General features: G+C 60.0%; 17 protein-coding genes. 10 read left to right on the top strand and 7 right to left on the bottom strand.

Annotated features, from left to right (window positions below; genetic code table 11):
• Positions 1-11: 11 nt before the first annotated feature.
• Positions 12-791, bottom strand: a complete 780-nt coding sequence (locus ACT6QU_RS14815; protein WP_444565187.1) for an IclR family transcriptional regulator — start codon at positions 789-791, stop codon at positions 12-14.
• A gap of 534 nt (positions 792-1,325) precedes the next feature.
• On the opposite strand from ACT6QU_RS14815, the gene ACT6QU_RS14810 reads away from it, so the two are divergent.
• The 6 genes from ACT6QU_RS14810 to ACT6QU_RS14785 all read left to right on the top strand — a co-directional run bounded on the left by ACT6QU_RS14810 (position 1,326) and on the right by ACT6QU_RS14785 (position 8,698).
• Entirely contained in the window at positions 1,326-2,129 is an 804-nt protein-coding gene (locus tag ACT6QU_RS14810; RefSeq protein ID WP_444565188.1) for an IclR family transcriptional regulator, read from the top strand.
• Between the two features lie 42 nt (positions 2,130-2,171).
• Positions 2,172-3,167 (top strand): TAXI family TRAP transporter solute-binding subunit, encoded by a 996-nt coding sequence (locus ACT6QU_RS14805; protein WP_444565189.1) that lies wholly within the window; start codon positions 2,172-2,174, stop codon positions 3,165-3,167.
• A gap of 80 nt (positions 3,168-3,247) precedes the next feature.
• Positions 3,248-5,098, top strand: a complete 1,851-nt coding sequence (locus ACT6QU_RS14800; protein ID WP_444565190.1) for a TRAP transporter permease — start codon at positions 3,248-3,250, stop codon at positions 5,096-5,098.
• Positions 5,095-6,237 (top strand): thiolase family protein, encoded by a 1,143-nt coding sequence (locus tag ACT6QU_RS14795; RefSeq protein WP_444565191.1) that lies wholly within the window; start codon positions 5,095-5,097, stop codon positions 6,235-6,237. The genes ACT6QU_RS14800 and ACT6QU_RS14795 overlap by 4 nt, the downstream gene beginning before the upstream one ends.
• 5 nt (positions 6,238-6,242) lie before the next feature.
• Positions 6,243-6,617, top strand: coding sequence for a Zn-ribbon domain-containing OB-fold protein (locus ACT6QU_RS14790; protein WP_444565192.1), 375 nt, complete (start codon positions 6,243-6,245; stop codon positions 6,615-6,617).
• A complete protein-coding gene (locus tag ACT6QU_RS14785) occupies positions 6,614-8,698 on the top strand; it encodes an acetate--CoA ligase family protein (protein ID WP_444565193.1) in 2,085 nt (694 codons plus the stop codon). The genes ACT6QU_RS14790 and ACT6QU_RS14785 overlap by 4 nt, the downstream gene beginning before the upstream one ends.
• Before the next feature lie 397 nt (positions 8,699-9,095).
• Here the strand turns inward: ACT6QU_RS14785 and ACT6QU_RS14780 are convergent, their stop codons facing one another.
• The 4 genes from ACT6QU_RS14780 to ACT6QU_RS14765 all read right to left on the bottom strand — a co-directional run bounded on the left by ACT6QU_RS14780 (position 9,096) and on the right by ACT6QU_RS14765 (position 11,594).
• Positions 9,096-9,431 (bottom strand): hypothetical protein, encoded by a 336-nt coding sequence (locus ACT6QU_RS14780; RefSeq protein ID WP_444565194.1) that lies wholly within the window; start codon positions 9,429-9,431, stop codon positions 9,096-9,098.
• 195 nt (positions 9,432-9,626) lie between these two features.
• Positions 9,627-10,031: a hypothetical protein gene (locus ACT6QU_RS14775; RefSeq protein WP_444565195.1), complete on the bottom strand. Its 405-nt coding sequence runs from the start codon at positions 10,029-10,031 to the stop codon at positions 9,627-9,629.
• 262 nt (positions 10,032-10,293) lie between these two features.
• Complete coding sequence (locus ACT6QU_RS14770) at positions 10,294-11,304, bottom strand: phage portal protein (RefSeq protein WP_444565196.1); 1,011 nt, start codon at positions 11,302-11,304, stop codon at positions 10,294-10,296.
• A complete protein-coding gene (locus tag ACT6QU_RS14765) occupies positions 11,301-11,594 on the bottom strand; it encodes a hypothetical protein (RefSeq protein ID WP_444565197.1) in 294 nt (97 codons plus the stop codon). The genes ACT6QU_RS14770 and ACT6QU_RS14765 overlap by 4 nt, the downstream gene beginning before the upstream one ends.
• A gap of 592 nt (positions 11,595-12,186) precedes the next feature.
• Here ACT6QU_RS14765 and ACT6QU_RS14760 point away from each other — a divergent pair.
• Positions 12,187-13,149: a COG2958 family protein gene (locus ACT6QU_RS14760; RefSeq protein ID WP_444565198.1), complete on the top strand. Its 963-nt coding sequence runs from the start codon at positions 12,187-12,189 to the stop codon at positions 13,147-13,149.
• Positions 13,150-13,299: 150 nt separating this feature from the next.
• Here the strand turns inward: ACT6QU_RS14760 and ACT6QU_RS14755 are convergent, their stop codons facing one another.
• The gene (locus ACT6QU_RS14755) at positions 13,300-14,352 is read right to left on the bottom strand and encodes a PIN domain-containing protein (RefSeq protein WP_444565199.1); all 1,053 of its coding nucleotides are present in this window, start codon (positions 14,350-14,352) and stop codon (positions 13,300-13,302) included.
• A 117-nt stretch (positions 14,353-14,469) separates the two neighbouring features.
• On the opposite strand from ACT6QU_RS14755, the gene ACT6QU_RS14750 reads away from it, so the two are divergent.
• Positions 14,470-15,471 carry a hypothetical protein gene (locus ACT6QU_RS14750; RefSeq protein WP_444836686.1) on the top strand — a complete coding sequence of 334 codons (1,002 nt, stop codon included), beginning with the start codon at positions 14,470-14,472 and terminating at the stop codon, positions 15,469-15,471.
• A 574-nt stretch (positions 15,472-16,045) separates the two neighbouring features.
• Here ACT6QU_RS14750 and ACT6QU_RS14745 read toward each other — a convergent pair.
• Complete coding sequence (locus tag ACT6QU_RS14745; protein ID WP_444565201.1) at positions 16,046-16,393, bottom strand: hypothetical protein; 348 nt, start codon at positions 16,391-16,393, stop codon at positions 16,046-16,048.
• A 161-nt stretch (positions 16,394-16,554) separates the two neighbouring features.
• On the opposite strand from ACT6QU_RS14745, the gene ACT6QU_RS14740 reads away from it, so the two are divergent.
• On the top strand, positions 16,555-17,181 hold the full coding sequence (locus ACT6QU_RS14740; protein WP_444565202.1) for a thermonuclease family protein: 627 nt from the start codon (positions 16,555-16,557) through the stop codon (positions 17,179-17,181).
• An 8-nt stretch (positions 17,182-17,189) separates the two neighbouring features.
• On the top strand, positions 17,190-18,251 hold the full coding sequence (locus ACT6QU_RS14735; RefSeq protein ID WP_444565203.1) for a hypothetical protein: 1,062 nt from the start codon (positions 17,190-17,192) through the stop codon (positions 18,249-18,251).
• Positions 18,252-18,256 lie beyond the last annotated feature (5 nt).

Raw genomic sequence — 18,256 nt, 5'->3', positions numbered from 1 at the left:
TCCCATTGATGTTATTGCTGCGAATGCAGGTAGCCGCCGGACGAAATCGTCCGGACGGTCTGGATGAGAAGCGGAGCAAGTTCCGCCTCCATTCTCTCCATGCTCCAGCGACTGGTCGGGCCGGAGATGTTGACGCAACCGAGCGTCTGCCCGTCCGAGCTGATGATCGGTGCGGCGATGTTCAGATCACCGACGTAGAATTCCTCGGAAGCCTTCGCGAACCCCTGGTCTCGAGCCTCATCGACCAGTTCCATGATGGCATCGACGTCAGTGATAGTCTTAGCGGTGAATGATCGGCGCGCTGCATGTTCAACGAGCAGACGCGCGTCGTCGCGCGGTTGGGTCGACAGATAAGCCCTGCCTGATGCGGCGCAGTACATTGGAATGCGCGTACCGATTGGCATGTGAATGAAGAAACGCCGGTTGGCCGTAAAGCGCGCCATGTAGACCATGTCCGTGCCATCCGGCTGGGACAGGTTAACGGACTCGCCGCACTCGTGGTTGAGTTCGTTTAGGTGTGGATTGGCCCGTTCGAGCAGCGGATCTGATGCGAGGTAGTAGGTTCCGAACTCAAGGGCGCGCGGGGTCAGGCTCCAGCGCTTGGTGGAGTCCCGGCGCAGGAACCCCAAAACTTCAAATGTATGCGTGAACCTCTGAGCGGCACTTTTTGTGATGCCCGCACGGTCGGACAGTTCCGTAAGACTGAGCGAAAACGTGCCCCGAAACGCACGCAGAACTTCGAACCCGCGTTCTACGGACTCTACGAACAATCGGTTGTCTCTTTCGATCATTTATCGCTCTGCAATATAAAGTTTTGCTTAGCGATATCGTCGACCGAACGTCGTGGTATGTCAAGGGTGAGCGCCGCTGCGTAAAGTGGGCAACGCAGCTGTCGATTGGTCGAGTATCGACACGGCTTGCTGCAAACTCGAACCGCAGCGGATAGACGCTAACCGCTCCCTCTAACGCGCTGAGTTCACCTGCGCTCAGTTGTATCGGAACGTAGGAAACGGCCCGTCCAAACGTGCTAGTGCAAGAAGGGCGAAAACAGTTTCCAGATCTCCTTATCCAGCCGCCACGGCGAGTTGGTCTTGTCCATCATCGACCTGCGAAACGTTGATGCCGAATCCGTTCGAGGAGCGGCGCAAGCGGACCGCGTTGGAAGGTCTCTTCTGCTGGGATGCGGGTAAGACCCATAGTTACTAAAGTCTCGTCATGCGATACGAACAGGCTTTTTACCTTCAAAAACTTCCTGTTCAACCTTGAGCTTATTCCTTTCCTACCTGATGGTCCGTCTCGCTGAACGAGACAGGTGCCATGAGGACATGAGCGGCTCGAACACGGTTCATAGCCTCGAAAGAGGACTTGCCATACTCCGCATCGTGGCGGGATCAGGCACGGCGGGATTCCGGCTGACGGACATCGTTAACTTGGCGGGGATGCACAAAGCTTCGGTCGCACGCATCTTGGACACCTTGGTCAACGGGCAAGCGATCCGTAAGGGTGCCGACAAGCGATATTACGTCGACGACGCCTTCAGGGCGGTCTTCGGGATGCCCAAGAGTACGACCATGATCCGCGACGCCGTCCGTCCGGCCATATCTCGCGTGGTCGAAGATCTCGGCGACGCTGCGTTCCTGTCGGTCAGGTCGGGTTTCGACTCGCTATGTGTGGAGCGTCACGTCGGCTGGTATGCGATGCAGGCCCTGTCCTTGAATGTCGGCAGCCGCCGCCCTCTTGGAATAGGTGCCGGAGCCATGTCGCTTCTCGCTCATCTCGGCGAAGACGAGCAAGAGACCATTTTCGCGGACCTTCCGCGGCGGCTGTCAGCATTTCCGCATATCACCGTCGAGGAAGTGCGTCGGGAGGCGGCGGTTACCCGCGTCAAGGATTACGCGCACCTGCCGAATTTCGTCGTTCCGGGCATGACCGGGATGGGCATCGCGATCAGGGATGGTGACGGCATCGTGGTCGGCGCGATAAGCGTCGCGGCCGTTGGAGAAAGGTTGAACGGACCACGCCATGAGCTGGCTTTGCGCACGTTGCGCGAAGCGCGCCAGGTCGCGGAGGAGCGGTTGGCGAACGGTTCGAGTGAAGTCCATTCAATCGCAGAAAGGATCGCGTCTTAATCGTCGCCGTGGCGGCTTGGAACTCAACAGGGAGGAAACGTAATGTATGGACGTAATCTGGCCGGATTGGCCCTTTCGATCGCACTGATTACGGGCGGCGCGGCGAACGCGCAGAACCTGACGCTCGCCGCAGGACCGTCCGGCGGCACCTGGTATCCACTCGGCACGGCCGTCGCCGACATCATCCAGCGCGAGATTCCCGGCATGAGGGTCAGCGTCGTCAACGGAGTGACGGTCGCCAACATCCTCGGTACGAATGCGGGACAGTACGATCTGGCGCTCTCCCTTTCGACCTCGAATGCTGACGCGCTCAAGGGCGTCGGCGAGAACTTCCCGCAGCCCCAGTCCAACATTACAGGGGTCGTTTCGTTCTACCCGTCTCCATACCAAATGGCCGTTCGCCCAGGCAGCGGCATCGATAGCGTGGCGGACTTCGCGGGCAAGATCGTGAACCCGGGCGTGGTCGGCGGAGCAACCGACGTCATGACGCAGAAGCTGCTCGAGTTGAGCGGCCTGTCTTACGACGACCTGTCGCGCGTCGAGAGGCTATCCTACGCAGACGCCTCGATGCAGATGAAGGACGGCCACATCGACGTCTTCACGGGCATCATCTCCGTGCCGTCCTCCGCGATCGCGGAAGTGGCTTTGGGCGGAGGTGTCAATCTAGTGCCCATAGATCAATCCACCGTCGACGAGCTTCGGAAGGAAAACGACGGGTACAGCGCCATCACCATTCCGGCCGGCACATATCCGGGCCAGGACGAAGACACGCTCGCCGTGGGCATGAACAACGTCCTTATCGCCAATGCGGAGCTGCCTGCCGATCTGGTCGAAAAGATCACCAAGGCGCTCGTCGACAACGCTGGCCAGCTTCAGCAGGTAAACGCCGCGCTCCAGAATTTCGGACCTGAAACCGCCGGGAACGGCATCGGCGCTCCCCTTCATCCCGGCGCGGAGGCCGCTCTCGGGGCGGTTGGCACCGGGGCGTCGGGCGGGACGACGCCGGAAGGCGAGGAAGCTGGCGCTTCCGACGACTGATGGATCCCGCAATCGGCCGGAAGCGCGGAGCTTCCGGCCTTCGGTCTGGTGACGAAATGCGAAATTTGACCGTGGCGTTCATGGCCGCCGCCATCGCCCTTGCCGCCTTCCATCTTTGGACAGGGCTGTTCGGCGTGATGGAGAGCTTCACCCAGCGAAGCGTCCATCTTCTGCTGGTGTGCCTGGCCCTTCCGATGCTCGCCTTGCTGGGGCCTCGGGAAAGCCGGTCAAGAAGGTTCATGCTGCTGGCGGGATCCTTGATGGTCGTGGTTCCGCTCCTGTTCAATATATGGACCGGCGACTATTGGGCCAATCACATGGCCTATGTCGTCCCTTTGGAGACGGTCCCTGTCATTCTGGCATGCATTGGCATCGCCGGCCTTGTGATCCTTTCGGAACGCACGCTGGGTCCGGCCTTCGCCGTGATCGTTTGCGTCTTCATCCTCTATGCGTGGCTGGGCCAGTATATCCCCGGTCGCTTCGGCCATCGCGGATTTTCACTGTCCTGGGCCGTGGACCACTTCTGGTACACGAAGGAGGGCGTCTTCGGCATCCCCTTGGGTGTCTCGGCGACCTACATCTATCTTTTCGTCCTCTTCGGGGCGCTGCTGGACCGCTGCGGCGGAGGCAAGTTCATGATCGACCTCGCGATCGCCGCGACCGGGCGCTTTCGCGGCGGCCCTGCCAAGGCGGCGATCGTCGGATCCGCTGTGATGGGAACCATATCCGGATCGGCGGTCGCCAACGTCGTGACGACGGGCGCGATCACCATACCCCTCATGAAGCGCAACGGGTACAAGCCGCATTTCGCCGGAGCGGTCGAGGCGGCGGCTTCATCCGGGGGCCAGCTGGTGCCGCCCGTGATGGGGGCGACGGCGTTCGTGATCGCCGAGTTCGTCGGCCGTCCGTACTCCGAAATCGCGCTGTCGGCGGTGTTTCCCGCGCTCCTGTTCTATGTCGGGATCTTCATGGCGGTACACTTCGAGGCGCTGCGCACGGGGCTCGCGGGCAACTTGAAAGTGCCGAGCCTGGTCGCCATGCTTCGCGAAGGGGCTCTGTTCCTTTTGCCGATCGGCGTCATCGCTTGGTCGGTGTTCCAATACTCTCCGATGCGGGCCGCGCTCTATGGCATAGGTTCGGTCATCGCCGTGGCGGTGTTCTACAGGCTCCTGCGCGGCGACTTGCTCAAACTGCCGATACTCGTGTTGGACGGCGTCGTCGAGGCCGCCAAGGCCATCGGCCCGGTCGCCATAGCCTGCGCCGCATCGGGACTGATCGTCGGCGTGTTGAGCCTCACGGGCCTCGGCATCACCATCAACTCCGCGATCCTCTCCGTTGCCGGATCGTCAATGATCGCCGCTCTTGTGTTGACGATGATCTCGTCGTTGATCCTGGGCATGGGGCTACCGACCGTGGCGGCTTACCTCGTCCAGGTCGGAGTCACCATTCCCGCCCTCGTCAATCTCGGAGTCGACCCGGTCGGCGCTCATCTGTTCGTTTTCTATTTCGCGATCCTAGGCAACGTGACGCCGCCCGTCGCCGTGGCCGCCTACGCCGCGGCGGCAGTCGCCAATTCCCACCCCGACAAGACGGGGTGGCAGGCGTTGGCGATTTGCCTGCCTGCATTCATCGTTCCGTTCATGTTCGTACTGGAGCCTGCCTTGATCATGCAGGGGAGCGGCGTGAGCGAGGCGATCTGGCCCTTGGCGACCGCGATCTTCGGCGTCGCCGGTCTCGCCGCGGCGATCGTCGGGAACGGCTTCGTGCCGCTCAACTTCATCCTCCGGATCGTGGTCGGCGTTGGAGCCTGCGCCATGCTCTATCCTGGGATCGCCAGCGATATCGCGGGTGTCCTAGTGATGGGCGGTGCGCTTTTGACGGGAAAGGCCCTCGCGCAGAAACATGCCACGGCAGCTTCGGAGGGGTCATGACAAGGAGCAAAGGCAGCACTGCCTATATCGGAGGAGTCGGTTTGACCCCCTTCGGGCGGTTGGAGGGCCTGGACACGCTCGACCTGATGTCGTGGGCTGCCAACGAGTGCCTTTCCGACGCGGGTTTGACCCGTGTCGAGATCGATGGCCTAGTCACGGGGTACTCGACGACCATGCCGCACTTGATGCTGGCGACGCTGTTCTCCGAACATTTCGGACTTGACCCGAGCTACTGCAACGGTCTGGCGCTGGGAGGCGCGACCGGATGCGGAGCGATCATGCTCGGCAAATTGCTGGTCGAGAGCGGCCAGTGCGAAAACGTCTTGGTCGTCGCGGGCGAGAACAGGCTGTCGAGCAAAGGCGGACGGGACAGCGCCGTCCAGACACTGGCGCAAGTGGGACACGCCGATTTCGAGGTACCCTACGGCTGCACCATCCCCGGCTACTACGGTCTCCTCGCTTCGGAATACGCAGACAGACATGGGATCCAGGAAGAGGACCTGGCGGAGGTAGCGGTCCACATGCGTGGCAACGCCGCCAGGCGGGAAGGAGCGCACCTTCGAACCCCAGTGACTATCGAGGACGTGATGGCCTCAAAGCCGATCGCGACACCCCTAAAGCTGCTCGACTGCTGTCCAATATCGGACGGGGCCGCAGCCGTCCTGCTGACATCCAGCCCCGCGCAGATAAGGATCGCCGGCGCGGGCCAGGCACATCGCCACCAACATGTGAGCTCAATCGGATCCATCGACGAGACCGGGGCGGCCGCGTCTGCTGGCAGGGCGTTCGCGCAGGCGGGCCGGACCGTCGACGACATCAATGTTCTCGGAATCTACGACAGTTTCACGATCACGCTGACGATGTTGCTCGAAGAGATTGGTTTCAGCGCTAGGGGCCGCACGGGCGTCGACCTGCGCGAAGGGCGTTTCGACGTCTTACGAGGGGGCAGGCCTTTGAACGGCCACGGCGGCCTTCTCTCCTACGGACACTCGGGCGTGGCGGGCGGAATGGCGCATTTTGTAGAGGTGGTCGGAAACCTGCGCGGCGACCGAAATTCAGACGCCGGCAAGAGCGGCTTCGTCCACGCAGACGGGGGCGTGTTGTCCTCGCATGTCAGCATCGTCCTGGAAGCAGAATGAGATTGATGTACCTACCGACCGCCAGAGCCAAATCTATCTCCGAGGGCAGCGCCGTCCGCGCCTACCGATGCACCGATTGTGGCTTCGAGCATCTTTATGCCCGCGGCTTTTGCCCTCGGTGCGGCAAGCCCGATCTGCGACCATTCAGTCTTTCTGGCGAAGGCCGTGTCGCGGCGCTGACTGTCCTCCATCGAGCGCCGACGCCGGAGTACGAATCCAAGGTGCCTTACGTGGTCGCCCTGGTCGATCTGGACGAAGGGTTCCGCGTGATGGGCCATGCTCCCATCGACGTGGTTCCCGGAGCCCGGGTGTCGGCGGTGTTCGAGGCATCAAGTGCCGCTCCACTCAGTTTCCAACCGCTTGCCAAGGCTGATCAATGACGCTCGACATCTTCTTCGACCCGAATTCCGTCGCCGTCATCGGCGCGTCCGATAGCGAGGACAAGATCGGTGGCAGGCCCATCGCTTTTATGAAACGCTTCGGCTTCAAGGGTAAGATTTACCCGGTCAATCCCAGCCGGACCGTCATCCAAGGATTGCCCGCTTTTGCAGGGCTCGATGCCCTGCCGGAAACCCCTGACGTCGCCATCATCGCGGTAGCGGGTCAAGCGGCGGTCGACGCCGTCGGACAATGCGCCGCAGCGGGCGTCAAAGGCGCGATCATCATCGCCAGCGGCTTTTCCGAGTTGGGTGCGGAAGGACGCCTAGTCGAGGAAAAGATGCGCCGGACTGCCAACGATGCGGGGATGCGCCTTGTCGGTCCTAATAGCCAAGGCCTTGCGAATTTCGCGACGGGCGCAATCTTGTCATTTTCGACCATGTTCATCGAGGCCGAACCCGCCGATGGACCCATCGCGTGCCTATCGCAGAGTGGGGCGATGAGCGTCGTTCCCTATGGACTGCTCCGCGCGCGCGGCATCGGGGTGCGCCACGTCCATGCGACCGGGAACGATTGCGACGTCAGCGTTTCGGAACTGGCGGCGACCGTCGCGGCCGACCCTGACGTCAAACTAATCCTGATCTATCTCGAGAAACTCGTCGATCCGGAACATCTCGCCAAGGCGGCGGCCGTTGCCAGAGACCGGGGAGTTCCGATCATTGCGTTGAAGTCCGGCGTTTCCGAAGAAGGAAAACGCGCGGCAGCATCGCATACCGGAGCCATAGCGAGCGAAGACCGAGTGGTCGACGCCTTCTTCAGGAAGCACGGCATATGGCGCGCCAGGAATACCACTGAGCTCGTCCGGGCGGCCGAGCTCCATCTGAAAGGGTGGCGGGGCGGCAGGCGGCTTGCCATCATCAGCAACAGCGGCGCGACCTGCGTGCTGTCTGCCGACGCTGCCGAGCGGGAGGGTCTGAAGGTCGCACAGCTGGGTCCGGAAAACGAAGAAAGGATCGGCAAGATATTGCCGGCTTTCGCCTCTTCACGGAACCCGATAGACATCACCGCCGCGCTCCTTAGCAACGGAGGGCTATTCGGAGAGGTTTTGCCCGTCGTGGGGAGCGATCCGAACATCGACATGCTTCTCATTGGGATACCCGTCAGCGGACGGGGATATGATTTTCCCCGCTATGCCCGCGATACTGCCAAATTTATGAAGGAAGCGAGCTTCCCTGTCGTCGTAGCTGCACCACAACAGTCGGTCCGGGCCGCCTTTGCGGCCGAGGGTGTTCCCGTGTTCGAAACCGAGGACCAAGCGATAGCGGCCCTGGCGCAATTCGCGATGCATCGTGAAATAATCGAGCATACGCAGGGGCATGTTCTCGACCAAACGGGTGTGGTTTCGACCTCCGGTTCGGCGGGCGATTGCAAGACGCTGAACGAAATGCGATCGCTGCAGATCGTCGCCGATGCCGGCTTGCATTGCGCCCGCCATTTGGTGTGCGCTTCAGTCGAGGACGCAGTAGCGGTTCAGCGGGAGTGGGCACGTCCCGTGGTGGTGAAGGCGGTATCGGAGGAAGTTCCCCACAAGTCCGACCACGGCCTCGTCCATCTGAACGTCGGTGGCCAAGACCAAGTCCGCTCTGCCTACGTCGATATCGCCGACAAAATGGCGGCCTTGGGGAAGCGCTTCGACGGTGTCCTCGTTTCCGAGATGCTCAAAGGCGATCGAGAGCTCGTCATTGGCGCTAACAGAGATCCCCACTTCGGGCCGGTTGTAGTAATCGGCGACGGCGGCATCGCCGTTGAAGCCATTCCTGACAATGTCCTCCTACTAGCTCCATTTTCCAAGCAGGAATTCAGGGGCGCGCTTGCCAGACTCCGGATTGCACCGTTGTTTGAGGGGGTACGTGGCAGGAGCGCGCTCGCTATTGATACCCTGTTCGAGGCGGCTACAAATCTCGCCGATCTGCTTCGGGACGACCCCAAGATCCGGTCGGTTGAAGTCAACCCGATCTTGGTGTCAGCCGACACAGCGATCGCGGTCGACGCGCTAGTCGTTCGAGGGGGGACATGCAACTAAAGGGGGCGACGGTAACGCTTGTTGTCGGTCCTCTGCCTCCGCGGGTGGCCCGCCAAGTCATGCTTCTCACGCTCGGCCCCCCGGTGATTGGCTGTTTCCTCTCCAGAACTTATCACGGGGATCGCTGGATCCACGTCCGGACGGGCGTCTCGGTCGTGATCGGGAGATCGAACGACCGGGTCTCGACGTCCACGGTCGACGGCAAGCCCGCGTAAGCGCGGGTCCTGAGCGTCACGTATTCGTTGCGTCGTGCGGCATCGGTCATCCGGGAAATCGATTTCCGACGACGATGACCGGCTGCGCTGCAAGATTCACGGCGGCTGGCGGAGAAAAGGAAAAAGCCCCCGGCGAGAGGGTGCCGGGGGCTTTGGTTGTGATAGCCTCAGAAGGCGACTATTCAGCTATCTTCTATCTTTAGCGCCTCTCTCGATTGCTCCTCGGACATGATGAAAGCCTCGAACAGTGCGTCACCGAAAAAGTTGTCGCCGGCATCAAAGATGTGAGGCGACTGCGGCTCGCCATCTTCTCCTCCGCGAGGAACAGGAAAATACTCTGTAACCTCTTCTCCATCGACATCCGCGACCATGAATTGACCCTGATCGCCTTCATCGATGACCCCCAACAGCCTGAAGACCTTTGTGTCTCCGTATCCGTTTTCGAGTACTGTTGTGTAGCCGTTCTCGATTTCCAACAGCTGTCCGAGTCTGAGGCCGTCATATGTGTTTTTCCGCATTGCCGTAACTCCTGTTTCCCTGATCGGCGGCGCTCCATTGCGCCGCCGTTAAATGAATGATGTGTCGTGGCCCGACCCGGCACAAGCCGTCGGGCGCAAAGTCGGCGGCATCCGGACGCGAAGCTCGGGCGGCGTCTTCGGCGGTCAACGAATTATTTTGCGCGGCGTCGGCCCGAACCACCGGCGGCGAAGCCGTTACCGCCGGCGCGGGACCGCGATCCCATGCCCATGTTCGTTGCACTCGTTCTCGTACAACTCGATGATGAGGTCTTCGGCATGCCGCCAGTCCTCCTCGCTGAGTTCGAATTCGCGCGCGACGTACTCGGCGATCTTCGCCGCATCTCGGTCGAGCGCAGCCTGGCGTTCCGGCGAGAGGTCGAATACTGCGTTGACCTTTTCCAGCACGTTCTCCGAAGATACAGCCGCGAGCACGTGGAAGTCGGCGAGGACGGACAACTCATTCAGCGCGGACATGTAGTCCCCGCAGTCGATGTTGGCTTTGATCCGCTCGCGACGGTCTTTCAGCTCGGCCTTCTCATCGCCTGTATCGGCTGTCCCGAACTCGGCGCTGAGATCATTTCCGTTACCTACCTTATTCAACTGGCTGGCTCCTGGCTGTTGGCGAGGAGCCGAATGAGCACATCCAGGTTGTCGGCGCAAGAGATTGATATAGCTATGGAATTCGCGTTGTATCTATGGGATTCGTCTCCAAAATTTTGTCGAGTTCCATAGCTGCCGCAGGGTTGTTCAAACGAGTTCCAAGCCGATGTGAAATCGTGCAGCCGTATGGGACTCGCGCGGATGATCCTGCCGAGGCGGAGCTATGGGATTCGCTTCGAAATGCGGCATCCGGCCGCAGGCATCAGCCCGCCTCCTCGCCGATTTCGCCCGCCCCCGCCCCGCCGAACGGCATCTCGCCGCCCGGCCGCGCGAGCGTGGGCGCGCGGTACCCGTGCTGATCGTGCCAGAGAGCCGTCACCGACGACGACATCGAAGGCAAGGTCAGGGCTTTCCGGAACGCTTCCTCGTCCTCGATCTGCGGCGTGATGGCCCCGGCACGGACCGCGACGCCGTAGTCGGCAACGGCGTCGACCAGCGACCGGGTCACGACGGGGTTGTCACCTACCCCCGCTTCCGGCGACTGCGCAGGGGCGGCCGCTGGGGGCAGGTACACGGAATACGTCATGCCCAGCTTTTCGGCGGCGGCGCGGTCGACCGCGTTCTCGGCGTCGATGACGTCGACGTCTTCGCCTTCGGCGTTGACGGCGCGCTTCCGGCTCAGGACGCCTGCTTGGATCTTTTTGACGATCGCGTTGATCTCTTGTTCCGGATGGATGTGCTCGCGCTTGGGAACCATCCACTCCACGTCGTAGTAGTCCTCAATGTCGAGGCCGTCGGCCGGCTTCCACACCCCGCCTTCGTAAGCGGCGGCGACGAATCGTTTCCACACCGGCTCGCACATCTGCTGAACGAACATGTGGAACTGGAGGCTCTCGATATGCCGCCAGACCTCGATCATGATCGCGCGATAGATTCGCTCGTTGCCGACTTTCTCGAAGTTGAGCGTCACCATCTCGACGGCGAGGCCGAGGGCGACGGAAAGGCCGGCGAGACCTTCGCGACGGAAGAGCGCGTAGTTCGCGTCGGTCTGCGAGGGCTGCGAGAACTCGACGTCCCAGCCCTCCGGCACCTGCAGCCATTCGCCAGGCTGCATGGCTTGGAAGATCTCCGCACCTTGCTCGTCCTCGTCGAAGACCGAGTCCTCGTCTCCAGCCAGCCGGGGCTTCTTGTATATGCCGCCGTGGGAGGACTGACCGATCTTCCGCTCGAGTTCGGCGTCGTCATATGTCCGGAGGCGCTCCACGCCGTTCATCGCGGACGCGCCCCAAGGATAGCCACGGCTATCGGAGAAGCGGTCATCCACGAGACACCGCGAGCGCGGTCGGCTTTCTCGACGAACGGCATGCCTTGGTCGAGATATTTCATCAGGGTGTTGCGGTCGCGGTTGATCAGAGCGGCCGCCTGCTTGAGCGACACGCACCTGGCCTTCGCAGCCTCGCGTTTAGTCAGAGGTGCGGAGACATCATCGGGGGATGCTGACGAAATCTCGGTTTCGTCCTCGATTTTCCGCACCGATGTGGGCTTCGCTTTCCGTCCTGGCATTCGTTCAATCCCGTGAAAACTCTGGGATCAGAAAGCCGGGCGCGCCTGCAAGATTCAATTCGGGGCTCAGGGGTGCTGATGTTGAACGATTAGAAAAAAAAAATCTCATGGAGAGATCGCGTGCGGTCGGGAATTACCCGCATCCCTTCAGGGTCTCCAGGGTCCCCGGCGGGTCAAATGCGTTGACGCGTTGGAATAGCATTCTCTTCGGAGTCCATAACGTCAACGGAATGGGATGAGGTTGGCAAAATGGAGAGAGTAGCTTCTCTACGTCGGTCAGCAGCCTTTGCCGGGATCTCCGCAAGCTCGATGAGCCAACCTGGAGCGCCACGGCTCCGCAGACTCGCCCCGAGACTTTTAGAGTTCATGGCCCACAGCTGAACGAGAGCTTCTTCGTATGCTCCGTGCGTCACGTGATAACAGTCCATCCCGATCTCCCCTGCCCGGCACCGCTTCCACGCGTTGTTCGACTACAAGGATGCGTTCCGAGGATGCGAACGGCAAACCGCCGGCGGGTGGATGCAAAGATTCTATGGACGCTGAGCAAGTCTTCCCTATGCTTCGCCCAAGGGATTCATCGGGTGGGTAGATTGTGAAGTTTGATCTTAAGAACAGGGTCGTCGAGCTTCTTTCGGCGAACCCTGAAAAGCGTTTCAAGGCGAGAGACATCGCCGTTTGGGTGGTTGAAACCTATCCTGAAGCGGCGGCTGCTAAGATGGAAAAGAGCGCGTCGCTTCATAATCAGGCGCAACTGCTCAACCAGATCGTCGCCGAGATCGGGGCAAATAGGCCAATTTGGGAGAAGCAGCTTCCGCAACTGCGCACGACCGACGGCGTCCGCCCGCGGCTATATTACTGGTCGGATCGCTCCGAAGCCGAAGAGGTCGCGGAGATAGAAGGCGGGGGCGATCCCTTCATAGAATACGCATCCCCCGTCGAAGAATCCCTTGAGACGGCTGAGCCCGTCGTGATCGACAAGAAAATCGTCGCCCGGCGCAGCGAGCACGACCTTTACCCGCTCCTCGTCGAGTTCCTTGAAACCGAGTACAACCTGCGGGGCCACAGGATCGACGAGAAGAGGTCGTCGAACGCCTACGGGTCCGGCGGCAATAGATGGTTGTTCCCCGACGTTGTCGCAATGGAAAACCTTACCGACGGGCTCCATCCGGAGGTCGTGACCGCAATGCGGGAAAGCAGAGACACCCGCATCCGTCTCTGGTCTTTCGAGGTAAAACTCCTGATCAACCGATCAAACGCCAGAGAGACCTACTTTCAAGCAGTATCGAATTCATCCTGGGCAAACTTCGGATATCTGGTGGCTGCCAATTTCGAGGGATCCGAAACCCTAAAGGAGCTCCGCATCCTATACGCCATGCATGGGATCGGACTCATCAAGCTCGACGAGGAGAACCCTTCCGAGAGCCAGGTCATCGTACCAGCTAGAGAGCGGCCTGTGCTGGAATGGGCGATGTGCAGCCGCCTCGCCGTTGAGAACAAGGATTTTCGAGCGTTCATGAAACGGGTCCGACAGTTCTTCCAAACGGGTGACATGTGAGCGATCTTCTCGGCGGAATTCAGTTATGCGCTACGCAACCGGCGGCTATTGTGCCCCGGATGCGAACGATTAACCGCCATCGGAAAACAACAGGAAGACTACGAGCAATATTCCGGTCGCCATCAGGGTCCGGCTTAGTCTACGTGCATCCTAGGAAGGGTCACCAAACTCCACGACATCCAGCAAGGTCGCTGACCTGATCGATCCATCGCCGCGATTGAAAACAATCTGAGTTCGATTGTAGTCGGTGGCGTCATAGGTCCGCTCCATCGAACCCCATCGATCCTCGTCGTCATCGCCCATCGTCCACTCGAATTCTCCTACGATCTCAAAGCGGAACGTGAGCGGAGCGACGCAAGTGACCGTTTCTTTATCAAAGCCGACAATTCGGCAGGGTCCGAAACTTTCGACCTGCATCAACTCGACCGACGACGCGCCACCCGTCTGATAGCTGCCGTAATAACTCACCCCATCTTCGCTAAGCTTTATCTGGAGATCATCGTCGATTGCTCTCTCCAGCTGAGCGTAAAAATCTTCGGCATCGAGGTACGTTTCGACCTCCTGTTGAACGGCTGGATCCCGTTCGGTGGTAAGTATCTGCAACAGCTCGTCGAGTGACGAGAGAGGCACTAAGTCCTCGTGATACTCCGCAGCCGCTCGCATCCGCTTGTCTGCGGTGACGACGTACAGCTTCTCACCGTTTGCTCTGGTCCAGAGAACAGCGCCTTCTATAATCAGCGCATCGGGAAACTCTTTCGATCCGTGAACGTCAAAAGGGGGATGCCGCTCGCGATACCGGGTAAGTATTGCATCCATCGAAATGCGATGCTGTTGATGCCTGGCACTGAAGGCCCGTCTCAAATGGGAAAAGAAACCGATCTGCGCGTGGGCTATGACGCGTTCGCTCGCCAGCGTCTCCGGCACTTGGACCTTGCTTGGCGCGAGGGCATAGTTCCAGCTCTTGCACTCCTTCAAGAAGGCTTTGTGCGCTTTGGCGAGTTCCTGAGCCCTCTGCGCGATCCGGCGCTCGCACTCCAGCTTAATCACGTCGTCATAGTGAACGACTAACCCGAAGTCCTTCACATATACGCGCAGTTGCTCAAAGGCTCTCGACCGCAGATCCATTCTGGCAGCTTGATAGATCGAAGTGTCGATCAGAATGTGCCGCGTCAGAAGCCCGCTCGCTGAAGATGTACCTGCCATGTCGCCGTCGCCCGCCTCAACCGTCAGGGACTATCGTCCAGGACGGCGTCGATGCCTACCTGTGAAATACAAAATTCATGGCTTGCAGTCGGGAACACCTTCACATCAACTTCTGACATGTATTCAAGTGACGGCGAAACCGCGAGGGTGTTTCTCGAACATTTAAGACGCTCAGATCTTGCAGCGCTGCTGGCACATGCGTGGATCGAGTATGGACTTCGACAGGGAGCGTGGTCTCAAGAACCGTTTGTCGAAGTCAGAGCTCCCTACCCATTTGCCGAAGCGCTGCATGCTCTTCCCCGGCACGATCGTAAACGGATCGCCGAGGCTGTGGTGAGCAAGCAGCACGACCTACAGGCTGCAGACGACATAGATATCCGGGAAGCCGGGGATGCCGTCGAAGGACAAGCCACCCTTCTTCCGGAACTCATCATCCATCGCGCAATGATGATCGCGGTCGCTACTGGCGAAAAAAACATTCAAGAGGTCGACGACTACTACATGGCGCGCCAAGCGCGGCTTATGGAGCTTTGCGCGGCCGCCGGGATCACTTATGAAAATCCACACGGAAGCCTCTGGGATTGGTTCCACTATTGGAAGTCGGAAGGCCTTGATAGCTGGGCACAACGCAGACAATACGTGCGCAATCTCTTCGCGTCACCGATGGCCGCCTCGATAGCGAAGATCTATGCCATTGGCGTAGTGGCGGAACGCGAACCTACTGGCTGGGACCGGGTCGATCGTTCGCTGGCCAAAGCGCGACAGCGCTATGATGCGGCATCAGCGGAGGAGGATTGGCAAGTAGTTGGCCTGCTCTGCCGGGAGGTCCTTATTTCGCTGGCGCAAGCAGTGCACGATCCCGGGGTGCATCCCGCCTCCGACGACAAAGGCGTGCTTATCAGCAGGACGGATGCGCGCCGCCTATTGGACGCTTGGCTTCACCATGAAATGCCAGGCGGAAACAACAAGGAGATCCGCGCCCACACCAAGGCCTCGTTGGACCTAGCTGTGAATCTCCAGCACCGGCGCACCGCAACCCGGCAACTGGCTGCTCTTTGCTTGGAAGCTACGTCTTCTGCGGTTGCCGTCGTCGCCATCCTCGCAGGTCGAGGGCTCTGAAAATGGAAGATTTGCTTTCCCCTCCCCGCTATCCACACCACTCCCCACAATATCTAGCGGTCGGCTAACGATCGTAAACGATCCCTTGACCGGAATGAACGAGTCGCGTTCTTAGAAGGGGACAGCGCAAATTATTCTGTGCCTTCGGTTCGGATTATTTGAGCGTAAACACTATATTTAGTGTTGTTAGCTCAAACTTAACCAAGGTAAACAGAGTGCATCAGGCGGACTGCCGATCTAGCCCGCCAAGAGATCGCCGAAGGGGACGACGTCCAATCGAGACCCCTTCGAGCGAGCAGCGGCCGAACCCCCTCCACAAGGGCTCGGCGACAAGGCCCTGGGTCTCCAAAACCCGGGGTCTTTCTTATTCCGGTTGTATCCCGCGATTCTGCCAGGTGTCCAGATAATAGACACACAGCCGACCAGCCGGCGGGCAGGCGTTGCAGATCGGCAGCAGCCTAACCCTGCTTCCGTCGCTCGTCCCACAACACGAACGTCGCCAGGCCGATGGCCGTCAGTTCCCCGTAAACGGCGACGCCCTGCGGGGTGAAGATGAGGTCCATGACGAGGTCCATCATGCAGCCTCCTTCACATTCGGGGTCCTTCTCGAGTACCACTCGGACGTCTCCGGACTGACGATGCTGTACGAGTGCTGACAGAGACGCCGCATGAGAATATCTGCCAGCGCCTTCGCATGAGCATGGAGTTCGCCGGGGCGTGACGGGTACCGCGCGTAGTTTATGAGGCCGATCCGGACGCCCGACTCCTCACCGCCCTTGTAGATATAGGTCGTCGGCTCAATCGTGACGCAGAAGCCCTCGTCGAAACAGTACTCGCGGCATACCTGCTTCGCCTGCGCGAGGTCGCCCGCGATGAATATTTCATAACGCTCGGTCGGAACCGTGGCTGGCGTGATCGTCATTCCCCTGTCTCCCTGTTTCGCACCGTTTTTCGGGCCTTCAACAAGAATTGGTCTTGGGAGCGCCTGACGCAAGTTCGCCGGCGGATCATATGTTTTTAGCGATCGCCCGAAGCCGACGTTTACACCTTCACGATATGATGGCTGATGGAATGGAGGGGGCTATGGGCGTCTACAAGTACGACCGTCACCGAAAAAGCAGCAGAAGAAAGCGATCCGGCATGCCCCGGCTCTCGACGGTCGCTGTTGCTGCCGCTATCGGCTTCTTCGCCGCGAACCAGGGTCCGGAGATCGTCACCCGCGCCAGCGAAGCCATCGCCTGGCCTTCCCCATCATCGGCAGCCGTGGCGAGGCAGCCCTTTACCGCACAGTCTCTCGACATCACACCCTCGCCTTCGATCATCTCCATCGGCGAACCATCCTCTACCGCCTCCGAACCACGCCGCGGCGGCCCCGGAACTATCTCCGGCCGCGTCGAGCGGATCGCCGACGGTGACACGTTCAGCGTCAGCGGGCAGCGGATCAGGATTTGCGGCATCGACGCGCCGGAGAAGAATACGGCAGCCGGACGCCGAGCGCGGGAGGAAATGACGCGACTTGTGTCAGGCAGGTCGGTGTCGTGCAAGATCGTCGGACACGGGACGCCATGTGACGGTCGGTCGTCGGACCGCAGCTATGATCGCGTCGTCGCTCAGTGCCACATAGGCGGCCGGGACATCGCGGCAGAGATGGTCAGGCGTGGACACGCGGAGGATTGGAAGCAATATTCGGGCGGGTATTACTCGCGCTGAGGGTGGGAATGATCAAAGTTATCGCCGCTACGGGCCTGCTGGCCTATGGGCTGCTGGTCAGTAGTGCTCACGCCGACGAGATGACTTTTGAACTCGTCGGCACAGGCGGCAACTGCTCAGGGTGCGAGTGGACAAAGGCCGAGGGCAGGATCACCGAGGACACCCCCGCGAAGCTCAGGGAGTATCTCGACACGTACGGAAGTGGCTTTTTCGTCTTCAACTCTCCGGGGGGCAATCTCGTGGCCGGCCTGGAGATGGGTACCATGATCCGTGAAGCCGATAGCGGCACTGCTATCGGGATCTCCGTTGCCGATGATTATGGCTACTATGAATTTGAACGCGCGCCAGGAAGATGCGCGTCAGCGTGCGCATTTGCCTTTCTCGGCGGCACGCATCGGGAGTTGCAGGCGGGAGAGTTGGGCATTCACCAATTCTACGACGGGGTATCGATGTCCCGTCCGGACGAACCGATCTACAGTGCGCTGGATCTCTCGATAAACCAGATCATTTCGTCCCTTCTGATCAACTACGCTTTCGAGATGGGTGTGGATCCACGCTTCATCTCGAAAGCGTCTTCGGTCCCACCCTCAGGCATGCATTGGCTGACCGAGGACGAAATTCGCGAGTGGAAAGTCCGATATGATCCCTCATCGATCGGTGAATGGCGGATTGAGCCTTGGCGGGACGGCATCGTGGCGTTCGCCAAATCGGCGGATGAACTGACCACCGCCACGGTCTTTTGTGGTCAGTCTGGAACGCCTCAGTTGATGGTTTCGACGCCCTATGAACTGTACGAGGGTTCAAGCTTCATCGATCCGACCGAGTATCTGACCTCGATCAGCGTTTTTGGGAAGGAGACGTCGGTTGATGAGGTAGCCGTGCGGCACGAAAATGGTCGATACACGCTGCGGATACAGCTGCCTGGCTTCGATACAACCTCCCTGCCCTCATCTGGAACGATCGAGATCGAAGCGGACGTTCCGCGGGCGTACATGGGGATGTTCCGCTACCCAATGCAAGCAGAGCGCGCTGCAGAGCACATCGGCGCTGCGCTCCGAAACTGCGTGTAATCGTA

Source organism: Aliihoeflea sp., from assembly GCF_052435475.1.
GTDB lineage: Bacteria > Pseudomonadota > Alphaproteobacteria > Rhizobiales > Rhizobiaceae > Aliihoeflea.
This window is presented reverse-complemented; position numbering and strand designations above follow the sequence as displayed.

Coding starts and splice junctions, on each gene's coding strand:
- ACT6QU_RS14815 (WP_444565187.1), bottom strand. CDS start 791: ATGATCGAAAGAGACAACCGATTGTTCGTAGAGTCCGTAGAACGCGGG.
- ACT6QU_RS14810 (WP_444565188.1), top strand. CDS start 1,326: ATGAGCGGCTCGAACACGGTTCATAGCCTCGAAAGAGGACTTGCCATA.
- ACT6QU_RS14805 (WP_444565189.1), top strand. CDS start 2,172: ATGTATGGACGTAATCTGGCCGGATTGGCCCTTTCGATCGCACTGATT.
- ACT6QU_RS14800 (WP_444565190.1), top strand. CDS start 3,248: ATGGCCGCCGCCATCGCCCTTGCCGCCTTCCATCTTTGGACAGGGCTG.
- ACT6QU_RS14795 (WP_444565191.1), top strand. CDS start 5,095: ATGACAAGGAGCAAAGGCAGCACTGCCTATATCGGAGGAGTCGGTTTG.
- ACT6QU_RS14790 (WP_444565192.1), top strand. CDS start 6,243: ATGTACCTACCGACCGCCAGAGCCAAATCTATCTCCGAGGGCAGCGCC.
- ACT6QU_RS14785 (WP_444565193.1), top strand. CDS start 6,614: ATGACGCTCGACATCTTCTTCGACCCGAATTCCGTCGCCGTCATCGGC.
- ACT6QU_RS14780 (WP_444565194.1), bottom strand. CDS start 9,431: ATGCGGAAAAACACATATGACGGCCTCAGACTCGGACAGCTGTTGGAA.
- ACT6QU_RS14770 (WP_444565196.1), bottom strand. CDS start 11,304: ATGAACGGCGTGGAGCGCCTCCGGACATATGACGACGCCGAACTCGAG.
- ACT6QU_RS14765 (WP_444565197.1), bottom strand. CDS start 11,594: ATGCCAGGACGGAAAGCGAAGCCCACATCGGTGCGGAAAATCGAGGAC.
- ACT6QU_RS14755 (WP_444565199.1), bottom strand. CDS start 14,352: ATGGCAGGTACATCTTCAGCGAGCGGGCTTCTGACGCGGCACATTCTG.
- ACT6QU_RS14750 (WP_444836686.1), top strand. CDS start 14,470: ATGTATTCAAGTGACGGCGAAACCGCGAGGGTGTTTCTCGAACATTTA.
- ACT6QU_RS14745 (WP_444565201.1), bottom strand. CDS start 16,393: ATGACGATCACGCCAGCCACGGTTCCGACCGAGCGTTATGAAATATTC.
- ACT6QU_RS14740 (WP_444565202.1), top strand. CDS start 16,555: ATGGGCGTCTACAAGTACGACCGTCACCGAAAAAGCAGCAGAAGAAAG.
- ACT6QU_RS14735 (WP_444565203.1), top strand. CDS start 17,190: ATGATCAAAGTTATCGCCGCTACGGGCCTGCTGGCCTATGGGCTGCTG.